The sequence below is a fragment of the Shewanella sp. WE21 genome (assembly GCF_002966515.1).
GTDB classification, from domain to species: domain Bacteria; phylum Pseudomonadota; class Gammaproteobacteria; order Enterobacterales; family Shewanellaceae; genus Shewanella; species Shewanella oncorhynchi.
This window is the reverse complement of record NZ_CP023019.1, coordinates 4,820,617-4,842,246: the sequence shown is the minus strand read 5'-3', so window position 1 is coordinate 4,842,246 and position 21,630 is coordinate 4,820,617. Positions and strand designations below refer to the sequence as shown.

The 21,630-nt window shown below is 45.7% G+C and carries 17 protein-coding genes; 8 read left to right on the top strand and 9 right to left on the bottom strand.

The genetic code is table 11. The annotated features are described in order from the left end of the window. Window positions 1–52: 52 nt before the first annotated feature. Window positions 53–1,159 (top strand): NADH:flavin oxidoreductase/NADH oxidase, encoded by a 1,107-nt coding sequence (locus CKQ84_RS21590; RefSeq protein WP_105252707.1) that lies wholly within the window; start codon window positions 53–55, stop codon window positions 1,157–1,159. A 235-nt stretch (window positions 1,160–1,394) separates the two neighbouring features. Here the strand turns inward: CKQ84_RS21590 and CKQ84_RS21585 are convergent, their stop codons facing one another. Then, window positions 1,395–3,182: a DUF3413 domain-containing protein gene (locus tag CKQ84_RS21585; protein ID WP_105252706.1), complete on the bottom strand. Its 1,788-nt coding sequence runs from the start codon at window positions 3,180–3,182 to the stop codon at window positions 1,395–1,397. A 66-nt stretch (window positions 3,183–3,248) separates the two neighbouring features. Next, window positions 3,249–3,467 carry a YejL family protein gene (locus CKQ84_RS21580; protein WP_011847036.1) on the bottom strand — a complete coding sequence of 73 codons (219 nt, stop codon included), beginning with the start codon at window positions 3,465–3,467 and terminating at the stop codon, window positions 3,249–3,251. A gap of 77 nt (window positions 3,468–3,544) precedes the next feature. Here CKQ84_RS21580 and yejK point away from each other — a divergent pair, with 77 nt between their 5' ends. Beyond that, the gene (gene yejK / locus CKQ84_RS21575; RefSeq protein ID WP_006081997.1) at window positions 3,545–4,573 is read left to right on the top strand and encodes a nucleoid-associated protein YejK; all 1,029 of its coding nucleotides are present in this window, start codon (window positions 3,545–3,547) and stop codon (window positions 4,571–4,573) included. Between the two features lie 158 nt (window positions 4,574–4,731). Here the strand turns inward: yejK and CKQ84_RS21570 are convergent, their stop codons facing one another. After that, window positions 4,732–5,730 carry a cytochrome-c peroxidase gene (locus CKQ84_RS21570; RefSeq protein WP_105252705.1) on the bottom strand — a complete coding sequence of 333 codons (999 nt, stop codon included), beginning with the start codon at window positions 5,728–5,730 and terminating at the stop codon, window positions 4,732–4,734. Between the two features lie 469 nt (window positions 5,731–6,199). On the opposite strand from CKQ84_RS21570, the gene CKQ84_RS21565 reads away from it, so the two are divergent. Both CKQ84_RS21565 and CKQ84_RS21560 read left to right on the top strand, forming a co-directional pair. Further along, complete coding sequence (locus tag CKQ84_RS21565; protein ID WP_105252704.1) at window positions 6,200–7,072, top strand: 6-carboxytetrahydropterin synthase; 873 nt, start codon at window positions 6,200–6,202, stop codon at window positions 7,070–7,072. Between the two features lie 316 nt (window positions 7,073–7,388). Further along, the gene (locus tag CKQ84_RS21560) at window positions 7,389–8,309 is read left to right on the top strand and encodes a M23 family metallopeptidase (RefSeq protein ID WP_105253133.1); all 921 of its coding nucleotides are present in this window, start codon (window positions 7,389–7,391) and stop codon (window positions 8,307–8,309) included. Between the two features lie 154 nt (window positions 8,310–8,463). On the opposite strand, the gene CKQ84_RS21555 is transcribed toward CKQ84_RS21560, so the two are convergent. The 3 genes from CKQ84_RS21555 to CKQ84_RS21545 form a co-directional block, all read right to left on the bottom strand. Further along, window positions 8,464–8,724, bottom strand: coding sequence for a DUF5062 family protein (locus CKQ84_RS21555; protein ID WP_006081993.1), 261 nt, complete (start codon window positions 8,722–8,724; stop codon window positions 8,464–8,466). Window positions 8,725–9,016: 292 nt separating this feature from the next. Next, window positions 9,017–9,700, bottom strand: a complete 684-nt coding sequence (locus tag CKQ84_RS21550) for a VOC family protein (protein ID WP_105252703.1) — start codon at window positions 9,698–9,700, stop codon at window positions 9,017–9,019. Window positions 9,701–9,875: 175 nt separating this feature from the next. Beyond that, window positions 9,876–10,388, bottom strand: coding sequence for a murein L,D-transpeptidase family protein (locus tag CKQ84_RS21545; protein WP_028759690.1), 513 nt, complete (start codon window positions 10,386–10,388; stop codon window positions 9,876–9,878). 172 nt (window positions 10,389–10,560) lie between these two features. On the opposite strand from CKQ84_RS21545, the gene CKQ84_RS21540 reads away from it, so the two are divergent. Both CKQ84_RS21540 and CKQ84_RS21535 read left to right on the top strand, forming a co-directional pair. Next, complete coding sequence (locus CKQ84_RS21540) at window positions 10,561–11,418, top strand: ion transporter (protein WP_105252702.1); 858 nt, start codon at window positions 10,561–10,563, stop codon at window positions 11,416–11,418. 44 nt (window positions 11,419–11,462) lie between these two features. Continuing rightward, window positions 11,463–13,004, top strand: a complete 1,542-nt coding sequence (locus CKQ84_RS21535) for an MATE family efflux transporter (protein ID WP_105252701.1) — start codon at window positions 11,463–11,465, stop codon at window positions 13,002–13,004. Window positions 13,005–13,247: 243 nt separating this feature from the next. Here the strand turns inward: CKQ84_RS21535 and CKQ84_RS21530 are convergent, their stop codons facing one another. Further along, window positions 13,248–13,445, bottom strand: a complete 198-nt coding sequence (locus tag CKQ84_RS21530; RefSeq protein WP_028759693.1) for a DUF2986 domain-containing protein — start codon at window positions 13,443–13,445, stop codon at window positions 13,248–13,250. Between the two features lie 329 nt (window positions 13,446–13,774). Between CKQ84_RS21530 and yqfB the strand changes: the two genes are divergently transcribed. Together yqfB and CKQ84_RS21520 are read left to right on the top strand one after the other, a co-directional pair. Then, window positions 13,775–14,095 carry a N(4)-acetylcytidine aminohydrolase gene (gene yqfB / locus CKQ84_RS21525; RefSeq protein WP_028759694.1) on the top strand — a complete coding sequence of 107 codons (321 nt, stop codon included), beginning with the start codon at window positions 13,775–13,777 and terminating at the stop codon, window positions 14,093–14,095. A gap of 24 nt (window positions 14,096–14,119) precedes the next feature. Further along, the gene (locus tag CKQ84_RS21520) at window positions 14,120–15,214 is read left to right on the top strand and encodes a hypothetical protein (RefSeq protein ID WP_028759695.1); all 1,095 of its coding nucleotides are present in this window, start codon (window positions 14,120–14,122) and stop codon (window positions 15,212–15,214) included. A 115-nt stretch (window positions 15,215–15,329) separates the two neighbouring features. Here the strand turns inward: CKQ84_RS21520 and CKQ84_RS21515 are convergent, their stop codons facing one another. Beyond that, the gene (locus CKQ84_RS21515; RefSeq protein WP_105252700.1) at window positions 15,330–18,377 is read right to left on the bottom strand and encodes an efflux RND transporter permease subunit; all 3,048 of its coding nucleotides are present in this window, start codon (window positions 18,375–18,377) and stop codon (window positions 15,330–15,332) included. Beyond that, window positions 18,374–21,625 carry an efflux RND transporter permease subunit gene (locus CKQ84_RS21510; RefSeq protein WP_105252699.1) on the bottom strand — a complete coding sequence of 1,084 codons (3,252 nt, stop codon included), beginning with the start codon at window positions 21,623–21,625 and terminating at the stop codon, window positions 18,374–18,376. The genes CKQ84_RS21515 and CKQ84_RS21510 overlap by 4 nt, the downstream gene beginning before the upstream one ends. Between the last annotated feature and the right edge of the window lie 5 nt (window positions 21,626–21,630).

Here is a 21,630-nt window from a genome sequence, read left to right as displayed (position 1 = left end):
TCGTCATTCAGTACTCAAATACCTTTTGATCTTAATAGACACAGGAAACACCATGGCCGATCTATTTTCATCCTTCAAACTTAAAGACATTACCCTCAAAAACCGTATTGCCGTTGCACCCATGTGCCAATACCAAGCCACTGATGGACTCATCAACGACTGGCATCAGGTACATTATACTAGCCTTGCCCGTGGCGGAGCGGGTCTTGTTGTGGTTGAAGCCACAGCGGTTTCTCCTGAAGGACGTATTACCCCAAAATGCCTTGGGTTATGGAATGACGAACAAGCACAAGGCTTAGCAAAAGTGGCTAGTGCGATTAAAAATGCGGGTGCTGTTGCAGGCATTCAGATTGGTCATGCAGGCCGTAAAGCGAGTGCCAATATCCCGTGGGAAGGGGATGACCATATTGCCGATAATGACGCGCGAGGTTGGCAACCGATTGCACCATCAGCTGTCGCATTTGGCGCAAACTTACCTAAAGTGCCTACCGCTATGACGATTGAGGACATTGAGCGGGTTAAAGCCGACTTTGTGGCGGCAGCAAAGCGTGCTTTAGCCGCAGGATTTGAATGGTTAGAACTGCATTTCGCCCACGGTTATTTAGCCCAAAGTTTCTTTTCAACCTATGCTAATCAACGCACCGACCAATATGGTGGCAGTGCCGAAGGGCGGGGGCGCTTTTTGTTAGAAACCATTGCCGCTGTAAGAGACGTTTGGCCATCGCATTTACCCTTAACGGCGCGATTTGGCGTGATTGAATTCGACCATAAAGATGAAGAAACACTGACGGAATCGATAACCTTGGTGAAGCAATTTAAGCAAGCTGGGCTCGATATGTTAAACGTCAGCATTTGCTTCTCGACCCCAACGGCAAATATTCCATGGAGTCCTGCATTTTTGGCGCCTATTGCAGCGCGGGTTCGTCAAGAAGTGGGGTTCCCCGTTGCGACTTCTTGGGGTATGGATGATCCACATCAAGCCAATGCGGCCATTGAAGATGAGCAAATGGATTTAGTGATGATAGGTAAAGCGTTTTTAGCGAATCCACATTGGCCGTATCAAGCAGCGCAAACCTTGAAAATTGCGCGCCCATCTTGGGTATTACCCGCTTCCTACGCCCATTGGTTAGCACGCTACTCTACGGTTAAAGCCGATTGATTGTAGAGTGAGTTGATTTAAGCCTAAGCCTTAAAAAGCCGTTATCTAAAGATAGCGGCTTTTGGCTTTAGTGGCAGGTAAGGTCCATCATAAGAGACTAGCTTCAAGATAATGGCCACGCAGCCCCCACGCAGTTAAATCCAAGCTTCGTGCATTTCGTATTCATCCAGTCGCCAGAGAATAAAAAAGCCCCAATCCTGCGGGAATGGGGCTTTTTTAACTAAGATGATGAAGCTCAGTGGTTATAGAAACGTCGACCTTCACGCATCACTTCAATCAATTCAGGCGCGCTCATTTTCTTATTGAGCCTATGTTCATAGTTTTCATCGTAAATACGATATTTACCGTGGCGGTCAATCACTGTCACTTCTGCTTCTTGATAGATAGCAAAAATACGGCTATCACCTATATAGATCCACGTTTCTTTGTCTGGTTGTAATAGGCTGCGGCCAGCGCTGTAATCTGTCGTGTTATTGGTGCAACCTAGCACGTGGGTCATTAAAGTCGGCGCAATGCCGTAATGGCTGGTGCGGTATTTGACCTTAGAAGCACCCGTATTCGGCCAGTGGATCACTAATGGCACTTTGACACTCTGTGGTGACAGGTTGCGATTAGCTTCATCACTATTGCTGGTGAACATTTTGCCACTGACCCCAGTGATAATCACTAAGGTGTCGTTGGACACATTGGCCAGTATTGCCTTGAGTTGTTGATCGACAAAATACAGAGATTGGCGATATTGATTAAACAGTACTTTTTGCGCTGGCATAAGGTCGGTATCGGCTTTCACTGTTTCGATACCCAGAAAACCCACGGGAGTATCAAAATTTTCTGGCGCTTTTAAGTTAACGAGCGCCAACCAAGGTTTATGTTGGATGCTGTGCCACTCGTTAAAACTAGCCACTGTGTGCAAATCGGCATCGGCACTGCCATTGGTTTCTTTGGCTACGACAGGATTAAAGTCATTAAACATCGCCTGTGATGAACGCAAATTGAGATTGGTTTCAGGGAGGAAAAGCCCCAATTCATAGCCTGCTTGTTGAAAGCTTCTGGTCAGTAAAGGACTGGTGCTATTAAAAATTCGCGCATCGCCATAACTGCCTTGCAGGCCATAGAGTAGCGAAAACATGCCCGTTCTAAATTGGTTGCCGCCGCTGAAATGCTGGGTAAAAGATTGATTATTTTCAGTGTATTGGTGTAGGAATGGCATGCTTTTGCCATCGACCATATCCGCCCGTAAACTGTCGATGGTAATCATCAACACGTTGATTTTCGTGTCGGCCTGGCAGGTGAGTGGCTGCTCTGGATAACTGAGTACACTGGTATTGTGATTGACGTCATCGCCTTGGTATGAACCATCGATACCGTGACTTTCCATAAAGGAGCGAGCAGTCGCGGGATAAGATAAAGGATAAGTATCGTCGAAACGGGTAATTTCGGTGATATCGGCGGCATCGGCCCAAATGTGGATCAAGTGGCTGCTGATAAAACAGATACACACTAGGGTGATAACTTTATTGCCTAAATTGAGTTTTTGGATCTTCTCTATGCGTTTCCACAAAAAGTTCGCCATGGTCAGTTCAATGGCGATGATGGCCAGTGGTGTGACGATATAAGAAGTACCACGGAGCAGGGCATTGAGATCCGCCCAAGCTAAATCGAAGGCGAAGGGGCTCAAGTGCATGCCGTAATCGGCGTAAACAATGGTATCGTACAATAAGATACAAAGACTTAGGGTCGCGATCACCGCCGCGACACCTCTTAATATCTTTGAATAGGGCAATATCAAGGTTAGTGGAAATAGGCAGATCAAATATGCGATAAAGGCGAGAAAGCTAAACTGACCAATAGTGCTGACGCTCAGATAAAACCAGCCATACCAAGTTTCTGGATAACCCACGCTGCCAAGATATCGGCTTCCGACTATCATGGCTAATAAGCCATTGAAGAAGGCGAACCAATGCCCCCAGTTGATGAGCCGGGAAACCCGATCGCGGCTCATTTGCTTTTTTCGCTCGACCATAGTGATCCGCTTATTCCTAAAAGGCCTTGTATCTTATATTCTTTTGATGATTATTACCCAGTTAACTTACTGGGATTTAACCGATTGTGCGAGTGCTTTTGCAAATTGTTCGGCCACGGCTTGGCGCGATTCGCTGGGCACTTTACGTTCTAGCAGGTTAGTCACGCAGTTACCCAATGCCATCAGGCTCAGGTCAGTCGGTGCTTTATGCTTTTCTAACACAGCCAATATTTCGGCGATTAATGATTCAACTTGGGTGTTTGAGTATTTCGATTGGATTGCCATAATCAAAAAATGTTTCACTTTGGAATGGATTAGCGGCATATAATAGCGGATTTATCCCAGTATCACTATCAGGGCTTATGAGTATTAACATCGAACACGCAATTATTCACGAGATTTCTCAGGACAGTCAGGGGCAATTACGCTGCCGTTTACGTCCTCAACCTCTGCTGAACGGTCAGGCGGTCGAGGTGATGCTCGACGAGTTGCATCAGACATATACGGGAAAGGCCGGTAAAGGTTTTGGCTATTTTGGTATCCATGGTGACGACGGTGAGGCTAATCCCGCCTTTGCCAATGCGCTAACTCAATACCGTGGCGGCGATTTAGGGTTTGTGGAGTTTTCCGGTCAAGCCAGTAAATTACTGCAAGAAGAATTGTCAAAGTACGACTTCAGTCAAGGCGGTTTCCTGTTGATGTCTTGCTATACCAGCATCACCAGCGATTATTTGTTTGTGGCTTTATTAAGTGCTAAGTCGTCAATGACAGTATTAGACGATATGGAACTGTCGCAAAATAACCATTTGGATTTAAATAACATCCAACTCGCGGCACGTATCGATTTAACTGAGTGGCAAGCCGATAAAGACTCGCGTAAATACATTTCCTTTATCCGTGGCCGTGCGGGACGCAAAGTCGCCGACTTTTTCCTCGACTTTATGGGCTGCGTCGAAGGCGTTAACACTAAGGCGCAAAACAAAACCTTAATGAATGCGGTTGAAGATTTTGTTGCCAGCAGTGAGTTGACGAAAGACGAGCGTCAGCAGTGCCGTAATAAAGTGTTTGAATATTGCAGTGAGCGTTTCGATGAAGGCGCTGACATTGAGATCAAAGACTTGGCCGATGAGTTAGCCGATCAAGGTATGGACTCCTTCTATGATTTTGCCCGTGGCGGCAGTTATGATCTTGATGAAGAGTTTCCGGCCGACAAATCAACCCTGCGCCAATTGAAGAAGTTTTCTGGTACGGGTGGCGGCGTAACGTTAAGTTTTGATGGCGGCCACTTAGGCCAACGGGTGATTTACGATCCCATCTCGGACACTATTTTAATCAAAGGTGTGCCAGCAAACTTAAAAGATCAGCTTGATCGTCGCCTTAAAGGCGAATAGTACTTAATTCATCCATCGTTTTTTAAGCGAACGAATAACTAAAGGCCGAAAGTTTTTACTCTCGGCCTTTTTGCTAACTAAGTCGCGCTGACTTAGTGTCTATGCTTAAGTGAGTACAGCTAAGTGAGTACTTCTTAGTCAGTGACTCGTTGCCTATGTTAATTATTGGAGCTAAATGGCACTGGACGTGGCGTATCTTTATTCGATGGTGGCAAAATAGGTAGCGTGATTTGCGGCTGATCGCCCGTTAAGGACTCAAGGAAGGCGACCATTTCTTTCACTTCTTGGTCAGAGAGTTTTTGCCCTAATTGAATGTCTGCCATGGTATTCACCGCTTCTTCCAAGGTCCAGACGCTGCCATCATGGAAGTAGGGGTAGGTGAGTTCAATATTGCGTAGTGTCGGCACTTTAAACACATATTTATCCGCTTCTTTACCAGTGACCCCCTTACGACCTTCTGCTGGGTTATTGGTGTGGAACGGTTTGATGAGTCCCATTTTCATATACATGGTTCCACCGACAGCGGGGCCGTTATGGCAACTCACGCAACCTTTATCCTTGAAGAGTTGGTAACCCGCTTTGGCATTCGCGCTGATGGCCTCTTGCTTGCCCAGAAGATATTGATCGAAGGGGCTATTAGGGGTGACTAAGGTTTTTTCAAAGGTGGCAATCGCATCGGTTAAACGGTCAATTGTGACTTTTTCATCGCCATAGACCTTGGCGAAGTGCGCTCGGTAGGCGGGCATAGAGGCGATAGTTTCAGTTGCGAGTTCATGGGTAAAGCCCATCTCTTTCGGGTTGGCGATAGGGCCCGCGGCTTGTTCTTTCAAATCACTGGCACGACCATCCCAAAATTGAGCCAGCATAAAGTCGGCATTAAGCACTGTGGGTGAGTTAATTGGGCCTTCCTGCCAATGGTGACCAATAGACGTTGGCAGTGCATCGACACCACCAGTGGATAAATTATGGCAAGAGTTACAAGAGATAAAGCCAGATTTAGACAGTCTGGGTTCGAAGAACAGCATTTTACCTAATTCAACTTTTTCAGGCTCAGTGATCTTGGCTGCTGTAATGACTTCGATGGGTTCTGCACTGATAGCATGGGTACTGGCTAACATACCTGCGATGAAGATTGCGATAGATGTAAGTTTGGTCATCTTATTTCTCCCTATATAACCTTGGTTTTTGTATGGTTTAACAGGGATGCTAGCGGTTAATAATGCTGAGTGATAATGCTTTGTTTCGATTGGGTCTATCGTTGTTGCGGATTAAGCTTTTGCGATCTAATTCGCTGTTTTTACGTTGTTATTTTGCTAGGTTGAGTGGTATTTCTGTTAAGGCTTTATCTGTTAATCGACAAGGTCGATGCATTGTTGCTTTCTGCCTATCGGTACCTGATGGTTGCAATGAGTTGAATTGCTGGATTTTCGAAAACCTGATACACACATCTGATACAAAATATTGGGCCGAGTGGATTCATTTGTCGCGACAACAGACGGAATTGATTAGAATCTCCATTCATGTTGAGTTAACTCGTGTTGAGTGCCTCAAGTTAGCATGCTCGGCCATCGCCAAGCGGTGCTATAAAATTATATAGGTGGACTGTTTTTCTGCCGAGGAGCGTTAATGCAATTGTTTGTCAAAGATTTAACTGTGATCGATTTTTCCTATTTGTGCCCAAAGCGCGGCATGGTGGGGGAGAGTTGGATTGTTGATGTTCTGCTAGAAGGCGGATTAGACGAGCAAAACATGGTACTCGATTTTGCTAAAGTCAAACGCACGATCAAGCAAACCATAGATGCGGTGGCCGATCATCGTTTATTAGTGCCTACGGCCTGCAGCAGTGTGCGATGGCAACAGCAGGGCGATAGAGTATGGATGGATTTTGATAGTCAGTTAGGTGAAATTCATTTGGCCTGTCCTTCACAAGCCTTTGCCTTAGTGCCGACCGAAGAGATTGATATTCCCAGCGTGAATGCCTTTTTACAGAAAGCATTGCGCGAAGCTTTACCTAAGAATGTCGAAGGGATCACGCTCACCTTGAGACACGAAATCCTCGATACGCCTTATTACCATTACAGCCATGGTTTACGTAAACACGATGGTAATTGTCAGCGTATCGCCCATGGGCATCGTAGTCCTATTCACGTTTATGAAAATGGCAGCCCAGCAGCTAAGTGGGATGAGTATTGGGCCAAACGTTGGCATGATATTTATTTAGGCAGTGAAGAAGACTTGGTTTCAGTTAAGACCCTTAATCTTTCGCCGCAAACGCGGATAACCGATGACAGCCACTATGGCTTTCATTACCAAGCGCCCCAAGGGGATTTCCAATTGGCAATGCCAAAGGAATGCTGTGATTTAATTCCCCACGACACGACGGTTGAGTTGTTAGCCGATTATATTGCCACGACATTAGTCGCTAAAGTGCCAGGAAGTCAGTTTAAAGTGGTGGCGTTTGAAGGTGTTGGCAAGGGTGCGATCGTCGTTAAGGGATAGGCACTACGAGCTGATATAAGTGAATGGACTTAAACTATTCACCTTTTAATCACGGATTTAATAGGCCTCGGTAGATTATCGGGGCTTTTTTGTTTGTTTTTATCATAGGCTGAACTGAAATTACGACAGGGATGTGGGTTTGCAGAATCGATTTTTATGGTGCGTTAGGTTAACGTGGCATTGATTGAATTTGGCTGCGTTTTGTGTCGCGATGAATGTATTTAGTGGGTCTTGATCCCTATTGCCCCTCGATAAGGATTTTTTGAAGATGTTGGAAACTAGGATATTGGAAACTAAGATGCTGGAAAATAATAAGATGTTGGGAAATAAAGTATCGCAATTTTTATCTCACGGTGGAGCCCCCCTAAGTTCAAATCCAGTGCGCTGCTTATCGGCATTATTCACTTTGGGCCTAGTGCTCATTGCGCCTCAGGTACAAGCTGAGGTGAGTTTACAGGGTAAGTTAGAGCAAGGCGCATTAATGCGGGGTCAAGCGCCAGCGGGCACTCAGATTAGCTTAAATGGTGAAGCCATCAAGGTCACGCCTGACGGCCATTTTACCTTTGGTTTTGATCGCGACGGTGAACTGAGCCAGCAGCTAACCTTGGTTTATCCCGATGGTTTGACTGAGGTTAAGCCTTTAACCTTAACCAAGCGAGAGTACGATATTCAAAGTGTAAAGGGCATTAGCTCGAAGATTATGAAGCCCGATCCTGTCGCGCAGGAAAGAGCGGCGAAAGACACGGCGCAGGTGAAAGCGGCGCGGGTAACATTTAGCGAGCAAACTGCATTTTTACAGGCGTTTATTTGGCCTCTGACGGGGCGTATTTCTGGTGTTTACGGTAGCCAGCGTATTTATAACGATGTACCCGGTAATCCACACTTTGGGGTGGATGTGGCGGCGAAAACCGGCACTGTAGTGGTCGCCCCCGCCGATGGTGTTATTAGTCTTTCTGTGCCTGACATGTTTTATTCGGGCGGGACTATGGTGATCGACCATGGTTATGGGGTGAGTTCGAGTTTTTTGCACTTGAGTAAGCTGTACGTCAACGCGGGTGAAGCGGTTAAGCAAGGCCAAGCCGTGGCAGAGGTGGGCGCAACAGGCCGTGCAAATGGTCCACACTTAGATTGGCGAGTGAACTGGTATCAAATGCGCCTCGACCCTACGACCATAGTGCCGCCAATGGCAACAGTGCTAGCGAATGAGAAAGCTAACAAAGCGGCCAAAAAGGGCTAGGTTTGATATCCAGTTCTGGCTCACTTAAATGGCGCAATGATGCGCCATTTAATGGTGATCCTTATCGTGAACACTTAGCGAGTTGGCTTCTTTCTAGGCTAGCTTCAAATGTCCGCTTGCCAATAATCATTTTTAACCGAGTCGTCTAAAAAGATTATTTCAACAGTGGATGATCAGCAGGCAACTGGCGGGTGATCCATAAAATCAGTTTGTGTTTCATGTTTGGCCCATCTTCTTTATCTTTGGCCAGTGGCTGAATCAAGTTGTCAGTGACCAATAAACGGTAAATGCATTCCACTTTGTCTTTGGGTGAGATGCCTTTGTCAAAGTCTGCATATCCGCGTTTTTTGGCATAGCCCACGCCGATTTCCATGGCGAACTTCAATATTTGTGCTTCGTTCTTGTGTGGCTTCATTGGCGATCCTCTGTTTGCACATAGCATCCATCTACTGGACACGATAATTTGTGCCTGATGGCATCTGCGAGTTATATGTCCTAAGTTACGCTAAATATGCTGTTTTTTAGATTTAATTTTGGCGATTTTTGACAAAACTACCAAAAAACTGACCTAAAAATAACGAGAATATTAAATCTGATTAAATTGTCATCAACTCAGATGTTAACTCAGTTGCTGTCGTAGGTTTTAGCTAAGGCAAGTGCCAATGAAAATCTAAGCTCAGTTTTATCTGCCTGAGTTTAAGTCTGACTTAACATTCAGATACTTGTTCGCTCGCGATGACCGCTTTTATGCCATGGGGATGCACTTTAATGCATATATTGCCGCGTTTAAAGGCGATAGTTGGATTGGCTAAACGTTCTTTATCGCCTTTGGGCGAGCTCATCTTGACCTTAATCTCAGCAAGGGATGGTAAGTCTGGTAATCTTGAGTGCTCTGATTCAGCTGTCTGCTCAGATTGCGGCAATGGACTCAGTTCTTGGTTGAGTAAAGGGCGGAGTGTTGGACATAAGACCAGTAAATCTTGGCTCAAGGTATCGAAATCTTTGGCTTTAGAATCAATAACTAATTCTATGTGCTCCCAGCCTTCCTGTGGATAAACTTTATCACTAGGATAGGGAAGCTCGACGCAGGCAATGCTAAATTGACCGAGTGTGAGTGGCGTGTCTAGCTCGATGATCAGAATCGTACGGCCATTGATGATGTTGTCTGAAATGATTTTACCTATGCGGCTAAAGGCGTCGCGCAGGGCATCGGCACTGGCGATGGAATTGACTCGCAGCGCGACATGGTCGCAAACCAGTGCTTTATCTGCTAAGTCTAAGGTTTCAAGCAAGGCTAAAATTTGTGCTTCGAAGGCTGGCCAGTATTGGATTAATTGCTCATAGCTGAGGTTTGTACTGTGCGGCGCAACAGGCTCGTTGAATTTAGGCATAAATACTCCAAGGCATTTCTATTGGCGTTAGTTTTTATCCCTTAAGTAAATGACTGAGAATATTACAACTAACATCATGCTTTTAATGGTTAAATAAAAACGCCCATTAAGCTGGGCGTGTTTGATATCGTTCAATTATCTATTTGGCATTTTGCCATCTGGATATTGGCTAAGATTAAGGCCAAATCTCAATTGGCGTTCCTTCATCGACTACTTTCCACACTTCATCCATTTCGGCGTTGGTAATCGCGATACAGCCGTCAGTCCAGTTGTATTGCTGGGCTTGTTCTGGTGGCAGTGACGACTTAGGGTTTTGGCCGTGGATCATGATCATGCCTCCGGGTCTAATGCCCAAGGCTTTGGCTCTGAGTTTATCCTCTTCATTAGGATAGGAAATATGGATCGATTTATAATAAGCACTATCTGGCTTTTTATAATCTAGGGTATAACGCCCCTGTGGTGTGCGTTGATCGCCTTCCTTTAATTTGTGTCCAGCGGGTAGGTCACCCATGGCGATACGATATTGTTTGAGCACTTTGCCATCGCGCAATAAAGCCATACTGGATTCGGATTTAGTGATCACCACCAGATCCACTTTACCCATGCCAGAGGCATGTAATTCGGGTGAAACGAGAGCCGCGATAGTCACAGTGAGAGATGTCAATGTGGAAAGTAGGGTGGCGCGCATGAAGTCCTCGAAAATAAACACAGGTTGTTGGCTTTTTTCGGCATCATACCGCAATTTTATCCTACTGTGAGTAGATAATTTTGAGCTAGGTGCAATTGCATGGCAGACTCGTGGCATATTTATGCTGTAATCCCTGTGTTAGTCAGTTTGTTGCAAGGAAGTAAAAGTTTGTATGTCTGAGAATATCGAATCCGAAAGTCCGTTAAAACGTCAATTACGTACCATTATTTTTGGCACTGATACTCCCGCTGGCCGCTATTTTGATATCGCCCTCATGGTGTGTATTGTGTTGAGTGTCGGCTTAGTGTTCCTCGACACAGTAGAGATATTCCATCGTGAATACGGCCAGCTTATTTCTGTGTTGGAATGGGTATTCACCATTATTTTTACGATTGAATATGGCCTACGTTTGTACTGCGCGACTCATCCTGTGTTATATGCTCGCAGCTTTTATGGTTTAGTGGATTTGTTATCGGTATTGCCAAGTTATCTGGCGTTGCTGATCCCTGGCGCTAACTTTACCTTAGTTATCCGGATACTTAGGCTGTTTAGGATTTTCCGCGTACTCAAATTACTGCGTTATTTGAGTGAAGGAAATGTTCTACTTAGGGCGATGATGCAGTCGAGTCGTAAGGTTTTTTTGTTTTTCTTCTCGGTCAGTTTGATCGTTATGGTACTGAGTTCAGTAATGTATGTGGTTGAAGGGCCTGATAATGGTTTCAGTTCAATCCCTAAATCTGTGTACTGGACAATTGTGACTATTACTACAGTCGGTTACGGCGACATTACCCCGAAAACCGGATTAGGTCAGGCGATTGCGGCTTTTACTATGCTGATTGGTTACTCGATTATTGCAATCCCAACGGGGATTTTAACCGCCGAGATATCCCAAGAAGTGGGGCGTCATCGAGATTTACGCTCGTGTAATCAATGCCATAAGACAGGTCATGATATTGATGCCATGTATTGTAGTCGTTGTGGATGTGAGTTAGATAGACTAGATGTGCCCGTTGATAAAGGCGTTTCCTGATGACTTCGGCGAACACTTTTTATTTTTGTAGGTAAAAGACACGTATGACGCAAGCCAAGTTTGTTGAAGGCCCCATATTACGCCATATCTTAGTGATGAGTTCGACCGCCGCGGTAGGGATTTCTGCCTTATTTGTCGTGGATTTACTGGATATCTTTTTCCTGAGCCTATTGGGAGAGCATGAACTCGCCGCGGCTGTGGGCTATGCGGGGAGTATTTCGTTTTTTACCACATCGATTGGAATTGGTTTATCGATTGCATTAGGGGCTTTAGTGTCTCGCTCGATTGGCGCAAAAGAGGTGGTGTTGGCAAAGCGCTTATTACTCAATAGCGCGGTTGTGACGACACTGATCAGTGTGCTGGTGGCGGCTGTGGTCACCATCTTCATTCCTGAGCTAGTTGCCTTAGTGGGCGCGAATGGTCATACGGCAGAGCTTGCTGCGAGCTATTTGTATATTCTCGTGCCTTCCTTGCCTTTTATCTGTCTTGCAATGGCGCTCGGCGGAGCTTTGCGCGCTGTGGGTGATGCAAAGTTATCTATGATGTCGACCTTAGCGGGGGGCGGCGTTAATGCGGTACTCGATCCGATTTTTATCTTCATGTTCGCCATGGGGATTGAAGGCGCTGCATTGGCATCCGTTTTAGCGCGGGTGGCGGTATTTGTGATTGCCGCTCGCGGTGTGGTGGTTAAGCATAAGTTGTTAGGCCATTTTGATAAGGCACATTTTGTCGCCGATCTTAAGCCCATCTTTGCCATTGCAGGCCCTGCGATGTTAACCAATGTGGCAACTCCCATCGGAAATGCCTTTGTGACCCGAGCGATCGCTGATTTCGGTGACGCTTATGTGGCAGGCTGGGCAGTATTAGGGCGTTTAATCCCTGTGGCTTTTGGGATGATCTTTGCACTGTCCGGCGCGATTGGACCTATTGTTGGGCAAAACTTTGGTGCAGGTCAGTTTGACCGAGTACGTGAGAGTTTAACGCGGGCGATTCAGTTTTGTACTGTGTATGTGCTGGTAATGTCTTTGCTGCTGTTTATGCTTAAGTCACATTTGGTCAGTGTGTTTGATATGAAGGGCGACAGCGCTGATCTTATTCACTTTTTCTGCAGTTATATTGCGGTATTCTTTATCTTTTCTGGGATTTTATTCGTGGCGAATGCGTCCTTTAATAATCTTGGCAAGGCCAAATATTCCACGCTATTTAACGTAGGTAAAGCCACTTTAGGCACTGTGCCCTTTGTGTATTTGGGTGCGCTTTGGGGCGGGGTTTACGGCGTATTGATTGGGCAAATTTTAGGGTCTATTTTGTTTGGTACATTAGGTGTGTGGGTTGCCTATCGTTTAGTGGATAAAGTGGCGGCGCAGGCACAGTTTTCAGCCGCGCCTAATCTTGATGTTGCAAATGCTATCCCCCGCAATGTCGTACTGAGTGAGGAAGAGGAAATCGCTAATTGTGTTGCACAGAACTTACCGAGTGCGACCAATCCGCTTTCATCCTCTTGCGTGCAGATGGCGCAATTAACGGAGGAGCAAGAGAATGAGCCCGTATTACCCTATTTAGACGAGGGGAAAAAGCCTAATTGACGTTATGTGGCTTAGCTGTGCCGTGTAGAAGCTGTGGGCAAGAACGCAGATAAAAATGAGCTCTTAATAATGAGGAGCAGTCAGAAAGCTGCTAATGATAGGAATGCTGAAAAACAAAATGCCACAAGATTGCTTGTGGCATTTTGTTTGAAACGGCGTTTGCACTTCATTTAGTTAAGCTAACAATGCCAAAATACGCTGCTAAAAGACTATTCTGCTGAGCTTCTTATTCTTCGTTACTGCTTATTCTTCAATACTTGGCGTGTCTTGTTGGCCTTCGACTTGTTCAGTCGCGGCTTCTGATGCCGCCATTTTTGCGCGATCAGCCTTAGAGATGTAACCTGATTTTGCAGGTGAGCCGATAGTCACTGGGTCGACTTTATTCAGTCTGGCCTTAGCGCGTTTAGCTATTTTCTTGATGATCTTTTGTTTCTTGTTCATGACGTCTCTAATTTCGTTTCGCACCCGCTACGCGCAGGAATATGAGGCCAAGGGCTCAATTGAGGCGGGATTCTAACTCAATCTGAGCGAACTGACCATGTTTTGCTGAATTTTGTCGAAAACAACGGCTACTCTTTGGGAACTAGTTTTGCTATATGGCGTTAGCATAACCATTTGACTCAAACGGCGCTGTTAGTCTTTCACACTACAAATGCTGCGGTGTAGGCTGTCAGTGTGGATCAAAAGCCATTATATTGCCTAGTATTATGAGTTTGAAAAATTGACTCTACTGTTATTTTATTGCTCATATCCTGAGCCGAGGAAGATGTGTGTTATTAACTAAAATCACTTTTTTTGAGCGTTTTGAGCACGATATATTAAGTGGCACTAAAACCATTACGCTGCGTGATGAAACGGAATCCCATGTGATTGCAGGTCAAACACTTCCCGTTTCAACCTTCGAAACCGACCGCTGGTTTTGTGATATCCATATTATTGATGTCGTGCCTATTTTATTTTCTGATCTGTCAGATCAACATGCCAAGCAGGAAAATATGTCACTCTCTGAGCTTCGTCGGGTGATTAACGAGATCTATCCTGGACTTGAACAGTTGTTTCAAATTCAGTTTTGTGTGGTGAGAGAAAAATAAAAATATTTATTACAAGGAGTTGAAATGAAAGTCTTGATGTTTAAAACCCCTTTACTGGTGATATTGGCTGTGAGCACTTTATCGGCCTGTACCATAGCCCCCTACAAGGTAAACCTTGATACTAACCAACAAGAAAAGCTCAATAATGCACAATTAGTCGTTGATTTATCAAATAAAAAATTAGGAGCTCAGTATCACTTATATGGCACGTCTGATGGTACGTTAGCTGCAGCGGGTGTCACTGCAGGGGCGCTTGGCGGTTTAATTGTCGGTTTGACTGAGGCTGCAATTAATGAATCCCGAGAGACTGATGCAGAAGAAGCGATAACAAAAATTAGAGAGTTACTTGCGGGCGATACCTTAAAAAAGGCCTATGAGAAGCAGTACCAAATGTTGATCACGACCTTACCTCAATTGGCTGACAATCAAGTGAAGGTTTATGATGAATGGCCTTCAAAAGGAATTAAAACCTTAGGATTAGCACCAGATGATACTGCGCTTATCCTCACACCGGAATACAGCTTAACACCGGATAACACAATGCTGCATGTATTGTTACAGGTCCAACTATATCAAGGTGCCGTTAAGGGGGAAAAGCCGCAATTGCTTTACCAAAACCGCTTCCTATACCAATCAAAATCGAATCCCTATGTGGATAGACTCCGCACCGAAGAAGAAAAGCAGGAGTATCTTGCGAAAATTAATGCCAAGTATGCCAAATTGCCTGATGGCATGCGTGAACGTTTAAGGGAGATTAAAAAGCGTGACAAAGCCTTAGCCGCGGTTAATGAGCCTTTAGATGAGCAAGCGTTCGCTGCAAAACAGGCTAAGACATGGCTAGCGGATAATGGTCAGCCGTTACGTCAGTATCTTGAGGAAGGGGTACAGGAAGTATTTAACATGTTTGCATATGATGTTGCTGAGCAAACTGATTTTACGCAAGGAAAGGTGTTTCCCATCGCTTTTCGCTCATTTTCGAATACATCCGGTGAGCGTCGTTGGTACCGACTAGGGGATAATTTCAGTAAAGGTATTATGTTATCACTCAATAGCAACGACTTTTTTAGAGGGACGAAAACTGCGCAAGGTCAGGTGATTGTCGCGCCGTTAAGGCAATAATTAATTATTTTTTAATAAAAAAGGCCGCACAGCAGCCTTTTTATTACAAATTCAATGGCATATTAAGTTGCCGAAGATTGCTGAACTGTTCAAGAACATCAGCTATCCAAGACAACTAAACCGTCCAAGGTAACAGTTTTTTGGCAAAGTGATCGGCTTGGTCTAAGCGAATCGCTGCGCGGTGACGCATCCGATAAAAAGCTTGATAGCACAGGGGGACTAAGTACAAGCTAGTCACTGTCGAGAACGATAAGCCACCGATAATGGCGATGGCCATGGGGTAATATGGCGGGCCGCCGCCACCGATTTGGGTATCACCCATCGCCAGTGGGACTAATCCCAGTACTGTTGTACCTACTGTCATTAACACAGGCCGCAAACGGGTGATACACACCTCCCGAATGGTGTCAGACAATTTGTCGAGATCCGGTGTCATCTGATTGATTTGATCCACCAGAACGATACCGTTGTTTACCACAATCCCCATTAAAATCAAGATACCTATCATTGCCATCACAGAAATAGGGGTACCTGTGATAAACAGCGCCCAGAATACACCTGTGATGGAAAATAGGATCGAGGTAATAATCGCCGTCGGTAACAGTAGAGATTCAAACAAGGCCGCCATAACAATATAAATCATCGCGACAGCCAAGAGCATATTAGTCACCATCACGTTCTGATCTTCATCTTGGCGCTCGAAGCCACCACGGAGTGAATAGTCGTAACCATCGGGGAAACGGATATTTTCCATCACTTGCTTGATCTTAGTTTGCGCCTCTTCTGTGGTGAGGTTTTCTAAGTTAGCCCCAATCGACAGCGAGGTTTGGCGATTGAAGTGTTTGATAGTATCGAAGCGGGGTTGGATCTCAATCTTCGCCAGATTATCTAAGGTGTACACTCTTTGGTCGAGGCGTACTATGGGTAACTGCTTGAGTTTCTCAAGTGACTTTTGCCATTCTTTCTCGTAGGCCATTTCGATGCGCAGCTCGCCATTAGGATCGTGGCGGAAGGATCGTAGCGGTGAACCGCGCAGTGCCATGGAGATACTTGAGGCAATTTCATTGAGTTTTAAATCTAACCGCGCCGCCATTTGTCTATCAATGCGGATAATCACTTCTTGCTGAGCGCCGTTAAGCTCGGAGCGAACATCTTGCAATCCTTTGATATTTTGCAACAAAGGAATAACTTGTTCGCTCAAATTAATCAGCTCAGAGGTTGAACGTCCTGTCAGTGTGACTCGCACGCCAGAGTTGTCATTGCCCCAGCCAAATTGCGGTTTGGCGATGGAATACTTAGGGAAGCCGCTGCGGATTTTCTTTTTTAACTCATCCACTGACATAGGTAAATCTTTCTTTAGGAGGATCACTGATGAGCCATCGTCAGAGGCATAATAGCTGTAGACAGAATCAATATGGAATTCCTCTTTATTGTTATAAAGATACTCTTCCATTTGGTTGATCATTGCCTCAGTAACATTGAGATTATGTCGACCTTCTACTTGGTAGTTAATGTAGATTCGTTCATTGCTCTCGCTGTCTTCTTGGTCCTGTTTAACCATAGATAGCGGCAGGGCGGTGGATGCGAGGATCGCTACAGCAATAACGCCTGAACGCCACGGTCTGAGCAATACCCAATCTAGGCTATTGTTGTAGAAACGCTGTAATTTACCCCCATCCTTTTCGGGGGCGATGTCGAAGTGGAGCTTAGTCAACATCAAAGGGATTAAGGTTTTTGCGACCAATAGCGACGCGGCGAGTGAAATACAAATCGCAATAGCAACATGCTCTAGAAAAATGGTGATCTCGACTTTTACGCCAAAAATATTAGGTAAAAATACAATGGCGGTTGTCATTGTGCCTGCCAATACCGCCAGAGACACTTTATCGACCCCCGTCATGACAGACTCTTCATTGTCCTTAGGGTGTTTACCTTGTTTTTCCTGCAGTACGCTCTCAGTGACAACTACAGCATTATCAATCAACATACCGACGGCAAGCAGGAGTCCCATCATAGACAGGATATTCAAGCTGTAGCCGAGTAGATACATAGCGGCGAGCGTCATACCGATTGAAATAGGCACGGATGACACAACCACTAAAGTTATTTTCAAATTACGCAGGAATAAGTACAGCACCACAAAGGACAGCAGTGCACCGATTAACCCTGAAAGCAGCAAATCCATTAGTGAAGATTTTACTCCAGAGGCTTGATCTTCCATGATAAATAGACGAATACCTTGGAACTGTTGGTCTTGCTTCGCAAGCTCAATTACCTTCATTACACGGTCTGACACTTCGACTAAGTTAGCGCCAGATTCCTTAAACACATCCAAACCCACGGCATAGTGCTTATCTAAATGTCGACCTTCGATACGTTCAGGTAGGGCAAATTGCACATCGGCGATATTGCCTAAGGTCAATCCGGGGATCAGTACTAGTGCTTTGATATCTTCAAGGTTTCTAAACTCACCCTTAGGTGAAACTTGATAAACGATATTACTGGCCCTGAGTGTACCTGCGCTCAGCACAAAGTTCTCTCTGCCGAGACGTTGTTGCAAATCTGTGGCTGAAAATCCACTGGCGGCAAGGCGGTCGGCATTGATGCGTACCTCAATTTGCTTTTGCTCAACACCGTACAGGCTGACCTTAGAGACACCTTCAACACGTTCAAGCGGACGCTTGAGCTGTTTATCGAGTAGATCGAATGCACCTGAAAGCTCACGATCACTTGAGATACGTATGGTGAGCACAGGCATGTCGGCGGTGGAGAATTGGCGGATAAAGACCCGCTCCACATCCTTGGGCAGTAAATGCCGCACTGCATCGATTTTTTCCCGCGCTTCTAAGCTCTTAGTTGCAACGTTTTCCCCCCACTTCATGTTGATTTCGATTTCGGCGCCTTCTTGGGAGGACTCTGATTCAAGCTCATCAATCCCACCCATAGTCGCGAGGGATTCCTCCAGCACTTTGGTAATATCGCGTTCCACTTCAGCAGGGGTCGAGCCTTTGTAAGGCACTTCCACCACTATCTGTGGGATATCAATACCGGGGAACATTTCCAGCGGTAATAGGCGACTCGAGGCGAGACCAAACAGCAAGATAGCAAAGAAAAACATGCTGGTGGTTACGGGGCGCTGAATGGCTAAACGGGTGAGGTTCATGGGCGAGCCTCCTCTACGTTTACATGTGAGCCAGTTACTGCGTATTCTTTACGGTCGAACAGGGCATAGAGCACTGGGAGCACAATTAAGGTCAGTAGTGTTGATAAACTCAGACCAAAGATCACCGTAATCGCCATCGGTGCGCGCACCTCTGAGCCATCACCTAGACCTAGCGCCATCGGCAATAAGCCTAAGATCGTGGTGAGGGTTGTCATCATAATGGGGCGTAGGCGCGATTTAGCTGCATCGCGAATGGCATCAAGTTTTTGAGCACCTTCGCTACGCAGTTGATTGATCCGATCCACAAGCACAATCGCGTTGTTCACGACGATCCCCGCCAACATGATAAGGCCAATAAATACCACCACACTCAAATGAGTTTGGGTGATATAAAGCCCAAGTACACTGCCACCTAATGCCATAGGTACGGCAAAGAGAATAAGCAAGGGATGTAATAGTGATTCAAACTGACTCGCCATGACTAAATACACTAAGAAAATCGCTAAGATAAGGGCAATTTTGAGTGATTGGAATGAGTGCTCCATTTCCTCATTTTGACCACCAAAACGGGCCTGAACCGATGCGGGTAACACTTGTTGCGATAGGATCTGCTGCGCCTGTGCAACCGCATCGCTTAAATCACCATAGGCGAGGTTAGCTGATACGAGAGCCACACGTTGTTGGCTGATGCGGTTAATCGCAGATGGGCCTAATTGCAATGAAACTTCTGCAACTGCGCTTAATGCAATAGGCTGACTGCTATTCGGATTGATGATTAAGGCATCGATATCGCTGATTTGATCCCGCTCTGCGAGTTCACTGCGCACCAGAATATCAATCTTACGGTCACGCACTGTGTATTGACTGGCAACAGTACCACCAACACGTTGGGCGATACGGTTCGCAACCGTTGGTGCATCCATTCCTAGAGCCGCTAACCTTGCATGATCGAAACGGATACTTAGCTCTGGTTGACCATCACGTAGACTGGTGTTCACGTCGGCAAAACGCTCCGATGCGGATAATGCTTTGACGAGACTATCTGCGCTGCGTTTGAGTAAGTTCAAATCGTAACCTGTGAGCTCAATCTCCAGTGGCGTTTTAAAGCTGAATAACTCAGGTTGCTCAATTTTCGCTTCAAGTTCAGGAATACGGCGCGCAGTATCACGTAATACTTGAGTGACTGCGTTATAGGCACTGTGGTCGTTAAGCACCACTTGCAAGCGGCCCCAGTTTTCACCCCCGCGGGCAGTATCCGAAGTCATCAAACCGCCGCTACCAGCTTGGCTATAAGCATGTTTAACTTCGGCTCTGTCTTTAATGGACAGTGCAAGTTGCTGTAATATCTTGTCGGTTTCGCTCACTGCCGTACCCGGCGGTAGCAAGATCTCCACATAAAACTCACCCTGATTCATTGGCGGAATAAGCTCCATACCAAGTCGCGGTAACAAGCTAATACAAGCGCCTGTTATTGCAATCGTGAGTAACAGCGTTGCTTTTTGTTGGCGCAGCGCCGAGGCCAGAAGTTTGTAATAAACCTTCTCAATACTGTGGTAGACAAAGTTAAATGCTGAGCTTAACGGGCGCATCACTAGACCAATAAGCCATGAGAAAAAGCGGCCTAAAATCAACACTAAGGTCAGTAGTGCACTGGGTAAGTAACTAACAATTAATAGAATAGGAAAGGAAAACACAGTCGCGCTATAGTGTTTAAGCTTGCCCATTTTAGTGGTGGGTTTATCCTTAGGTGTCGTTTTTATCAGCGCGGGTAAGGTTCTAAAGCCTTCACGTGATGCCAGCATTGGAATGGATGTTAACGCGACTAATAGCGATGCTAACAGCGCAAAAGTGACCGTTAGCGCTTGATCTGAGAAGAGTGCGCCAGCAATCCCATCCACAAATACTAGCGGCACAAACACCGCAAGAGTGGTGAGTGTTGAGGCAAAAATCGCGCCTGCCACTTCTTTAGTCCCTGTCACTGCAGCTTCTAATTTACTCATGCCTTCGCTACGGCAGCGGTCTATGTTCTCTAATACCACAATGGCGTTATCGACCAAGAGGCCGATGGCAAGGGCGATACCACCTAATGACATGATATTTAAGCTGATATCTGCAAAATACATCATGTTAAAGGTGGCGATGACTGAGAAGGGAATCGAGATAGAAATAATCAGTGTCGGGATGATATTACGCAAGAACAGGTAAATCACTAGCATAGATAACAAGCTGCCCATCAGCGCAGAAGAGGTGACTTCGCTGACCGCACTTTCGATAAACTCAGACTGATCGTAAATCACTTCGAGCTTATTTTGCTTAGGGTCTTGATTGATTTTGACGAGTTCATCGCGCAGTTTTTTGGCGACAGCGACAGTATTTGCATCACCTTCTTTATAAATGGCCAGTTCAATCGATTCTTGACTGCCGATGCGGGTGATATCACTACGCTCTTTGTAGGCATCTGTGATGGTAGCAACTTCGAATAAACGGACTAAAGCTTGCTCGTCGCGATAGACGATCACTTGGCCGAGTTCATCTAATGAGTTGAATTGGTTTAGCGTTCGTACTAAGTATTCGCGATCACCTTGGATCACTTTACCCGCAGAGAGGTTGATGTTTTCCTCATTAATACGACGTTTAATATCATCGGCATTGAGATTGAGCTGCGACAGTTTTTCTTGATTGAGCTGAATATGCACTTCTTGCTCTAGGCCGCCAGATAAACGCACGGCGGCGACCCCAGATAGCGCCTCTAAACGACGCTTAAGCTCTTCCTCTGCATAGGTGCGCATTTGTTTGAGATCGGCTTCAGATGCATTGGGCACCGACAGCGCAAGACGCATAATGGGGTCGAGATTGGGGTTAAAACGAAGTAATAAGGGCTTTTTTACATCGAGCGGCAGAGCGATAGTGTCGAGTTTTTCACGTACATCTAAACTCGCCATATCCATTGTTGTGCCCCATTCAAACTCAAGCACCACATCTGACATGCCTGAGCGCGAAATAGAACTGATTTTACGTAAGCCTTTGACCACGCCAACGGCTTCTTCAATTGGTTTAGAGACGAGCTGTTCGACTTCAACTGGCGCCGCGCCGTCATACATAGTGCGAATGGTTAATGTGGGATAGCTTAAGTCTGGCAGTAACTTCACCGCTAGGCGGGAAAATCCCACCATACCGAATAAAATCACTGCCAGCATGAACATCCATACCGTGACTGGCCGTTTAACGGAAGTGCTGATAATTGACATGAAAG

Bases quoted from the DNA above. Each gene is read 5' to 3' on its own strand.
- CKQ84_RS21590 (WP_105252707.1), top strand. From the start codon at position 53: ATGGCCGATCTATTTTCATCCTTCAAACTTAAAGACATTACCCTCAAA.
- CKQ84_RS21585 (WP_105252706.1), bottom strand. From the start codon at position 3,182: ATGGTCGAGCGAAAAAAGCAAATGAGCCGCGATCGGGTTTCCCGGCTC.
- CKQ84_RS21580 (WP_011847036.1), bottom strand. From the start codon at position 3,467: ATGGCAATCCAATCGAAATACTCAAACACCCAAGTTGAATCATTAATC.
- yejK (WP_006081997.1), top strand. From the start codon at position 3,545: ATGAGTATTAACATCGAACACGCAATTATTCACGAGATTTCTCAGGAC.
- CKQ84_RS21570 (WP_105252705.1), bottom strand. From the start codon at position 5,730: ATGACCAAACTTACATCTATCGCAATCTTCATCGCAGGTATGTTAGCC.
- CKQ84_RS21565 (WP_105252704.1), top strand. From the start codon at position 6,200: ATGCAATTGTTTGTCAAAGATTTAACTGTGATCGATTTTTCCTATTTG.
- CKQ84_RS21560 (WP_105253133.1), top strand. From the start codon at position 7,389: ATGTTGGGAAATAAAGTATCGCAATTTTTATCTCACGGTGGAGCCCCC.
- CKQ84_RS21555 (WP_006081993.1), bottom strand. From the start codon at position 8,724: ATGAAGCCACACAAGAACGAAGCACAAATATTGAAGTTCGCCATGGAA.
- CKQ84_RS21550 (WP_105252703.1), bottom strand. From the start codon at position 9,700: ATGCCTAAATTCAACGAGCCTGTTGCGCCGCACAGTACAAACCTCAGC.
- CKQ84_RS21545 (WP_028759690.1), bottom strand. From the start codon at position 10,388: ATGCGCGCCACCCTACTTTCCACATTGACATCTCTCACTGTGACTATC.
- CKQ84_RS21540 (WP_105252702.1), top strand. From the start codon at position 10,561: ATGTCTGAGAATATCGAATCCGAAAGTCCGTTAAAACGTCAATTACGT.
- CKQ84_RS21535 (WP_105252701.1), top strand. From the start codon at position 11,463: ATGACGCAAGCCAAGTTTGTTGAAGGCCCCATATTACGCCATATCTTA.
- CKQ84_RS21530 (WP_028759693.1), bottom strand. From the start codon at position 13,445: ATGAACAAGAAACAAAAGATCATCAAGAAAATAGCTAAACGCGCTAAG.
- CKQ84_RS21520 (WP_028759695.1), top strand. From the start codon at position 14,120: ATGAAAGTCTTGATGTTTAAAACCCCTTTACTGGTGATATTGGCTGTG.
- CKQ84_RS21515 (WP_105252700.1), bottom strand. From the start codon at position 18,377: ATGAACCTCACCCGTTTAGCCATTCAGCGCCCCGTAACCACCAGCATG.
- CKQ84_RS21510 (WP_105252699.1), bottom strand. From the start codon at position 21,625: ATGTCAATTATCAGCACTTCCGTTAAACGGCCAGTCACGGTATGGATG.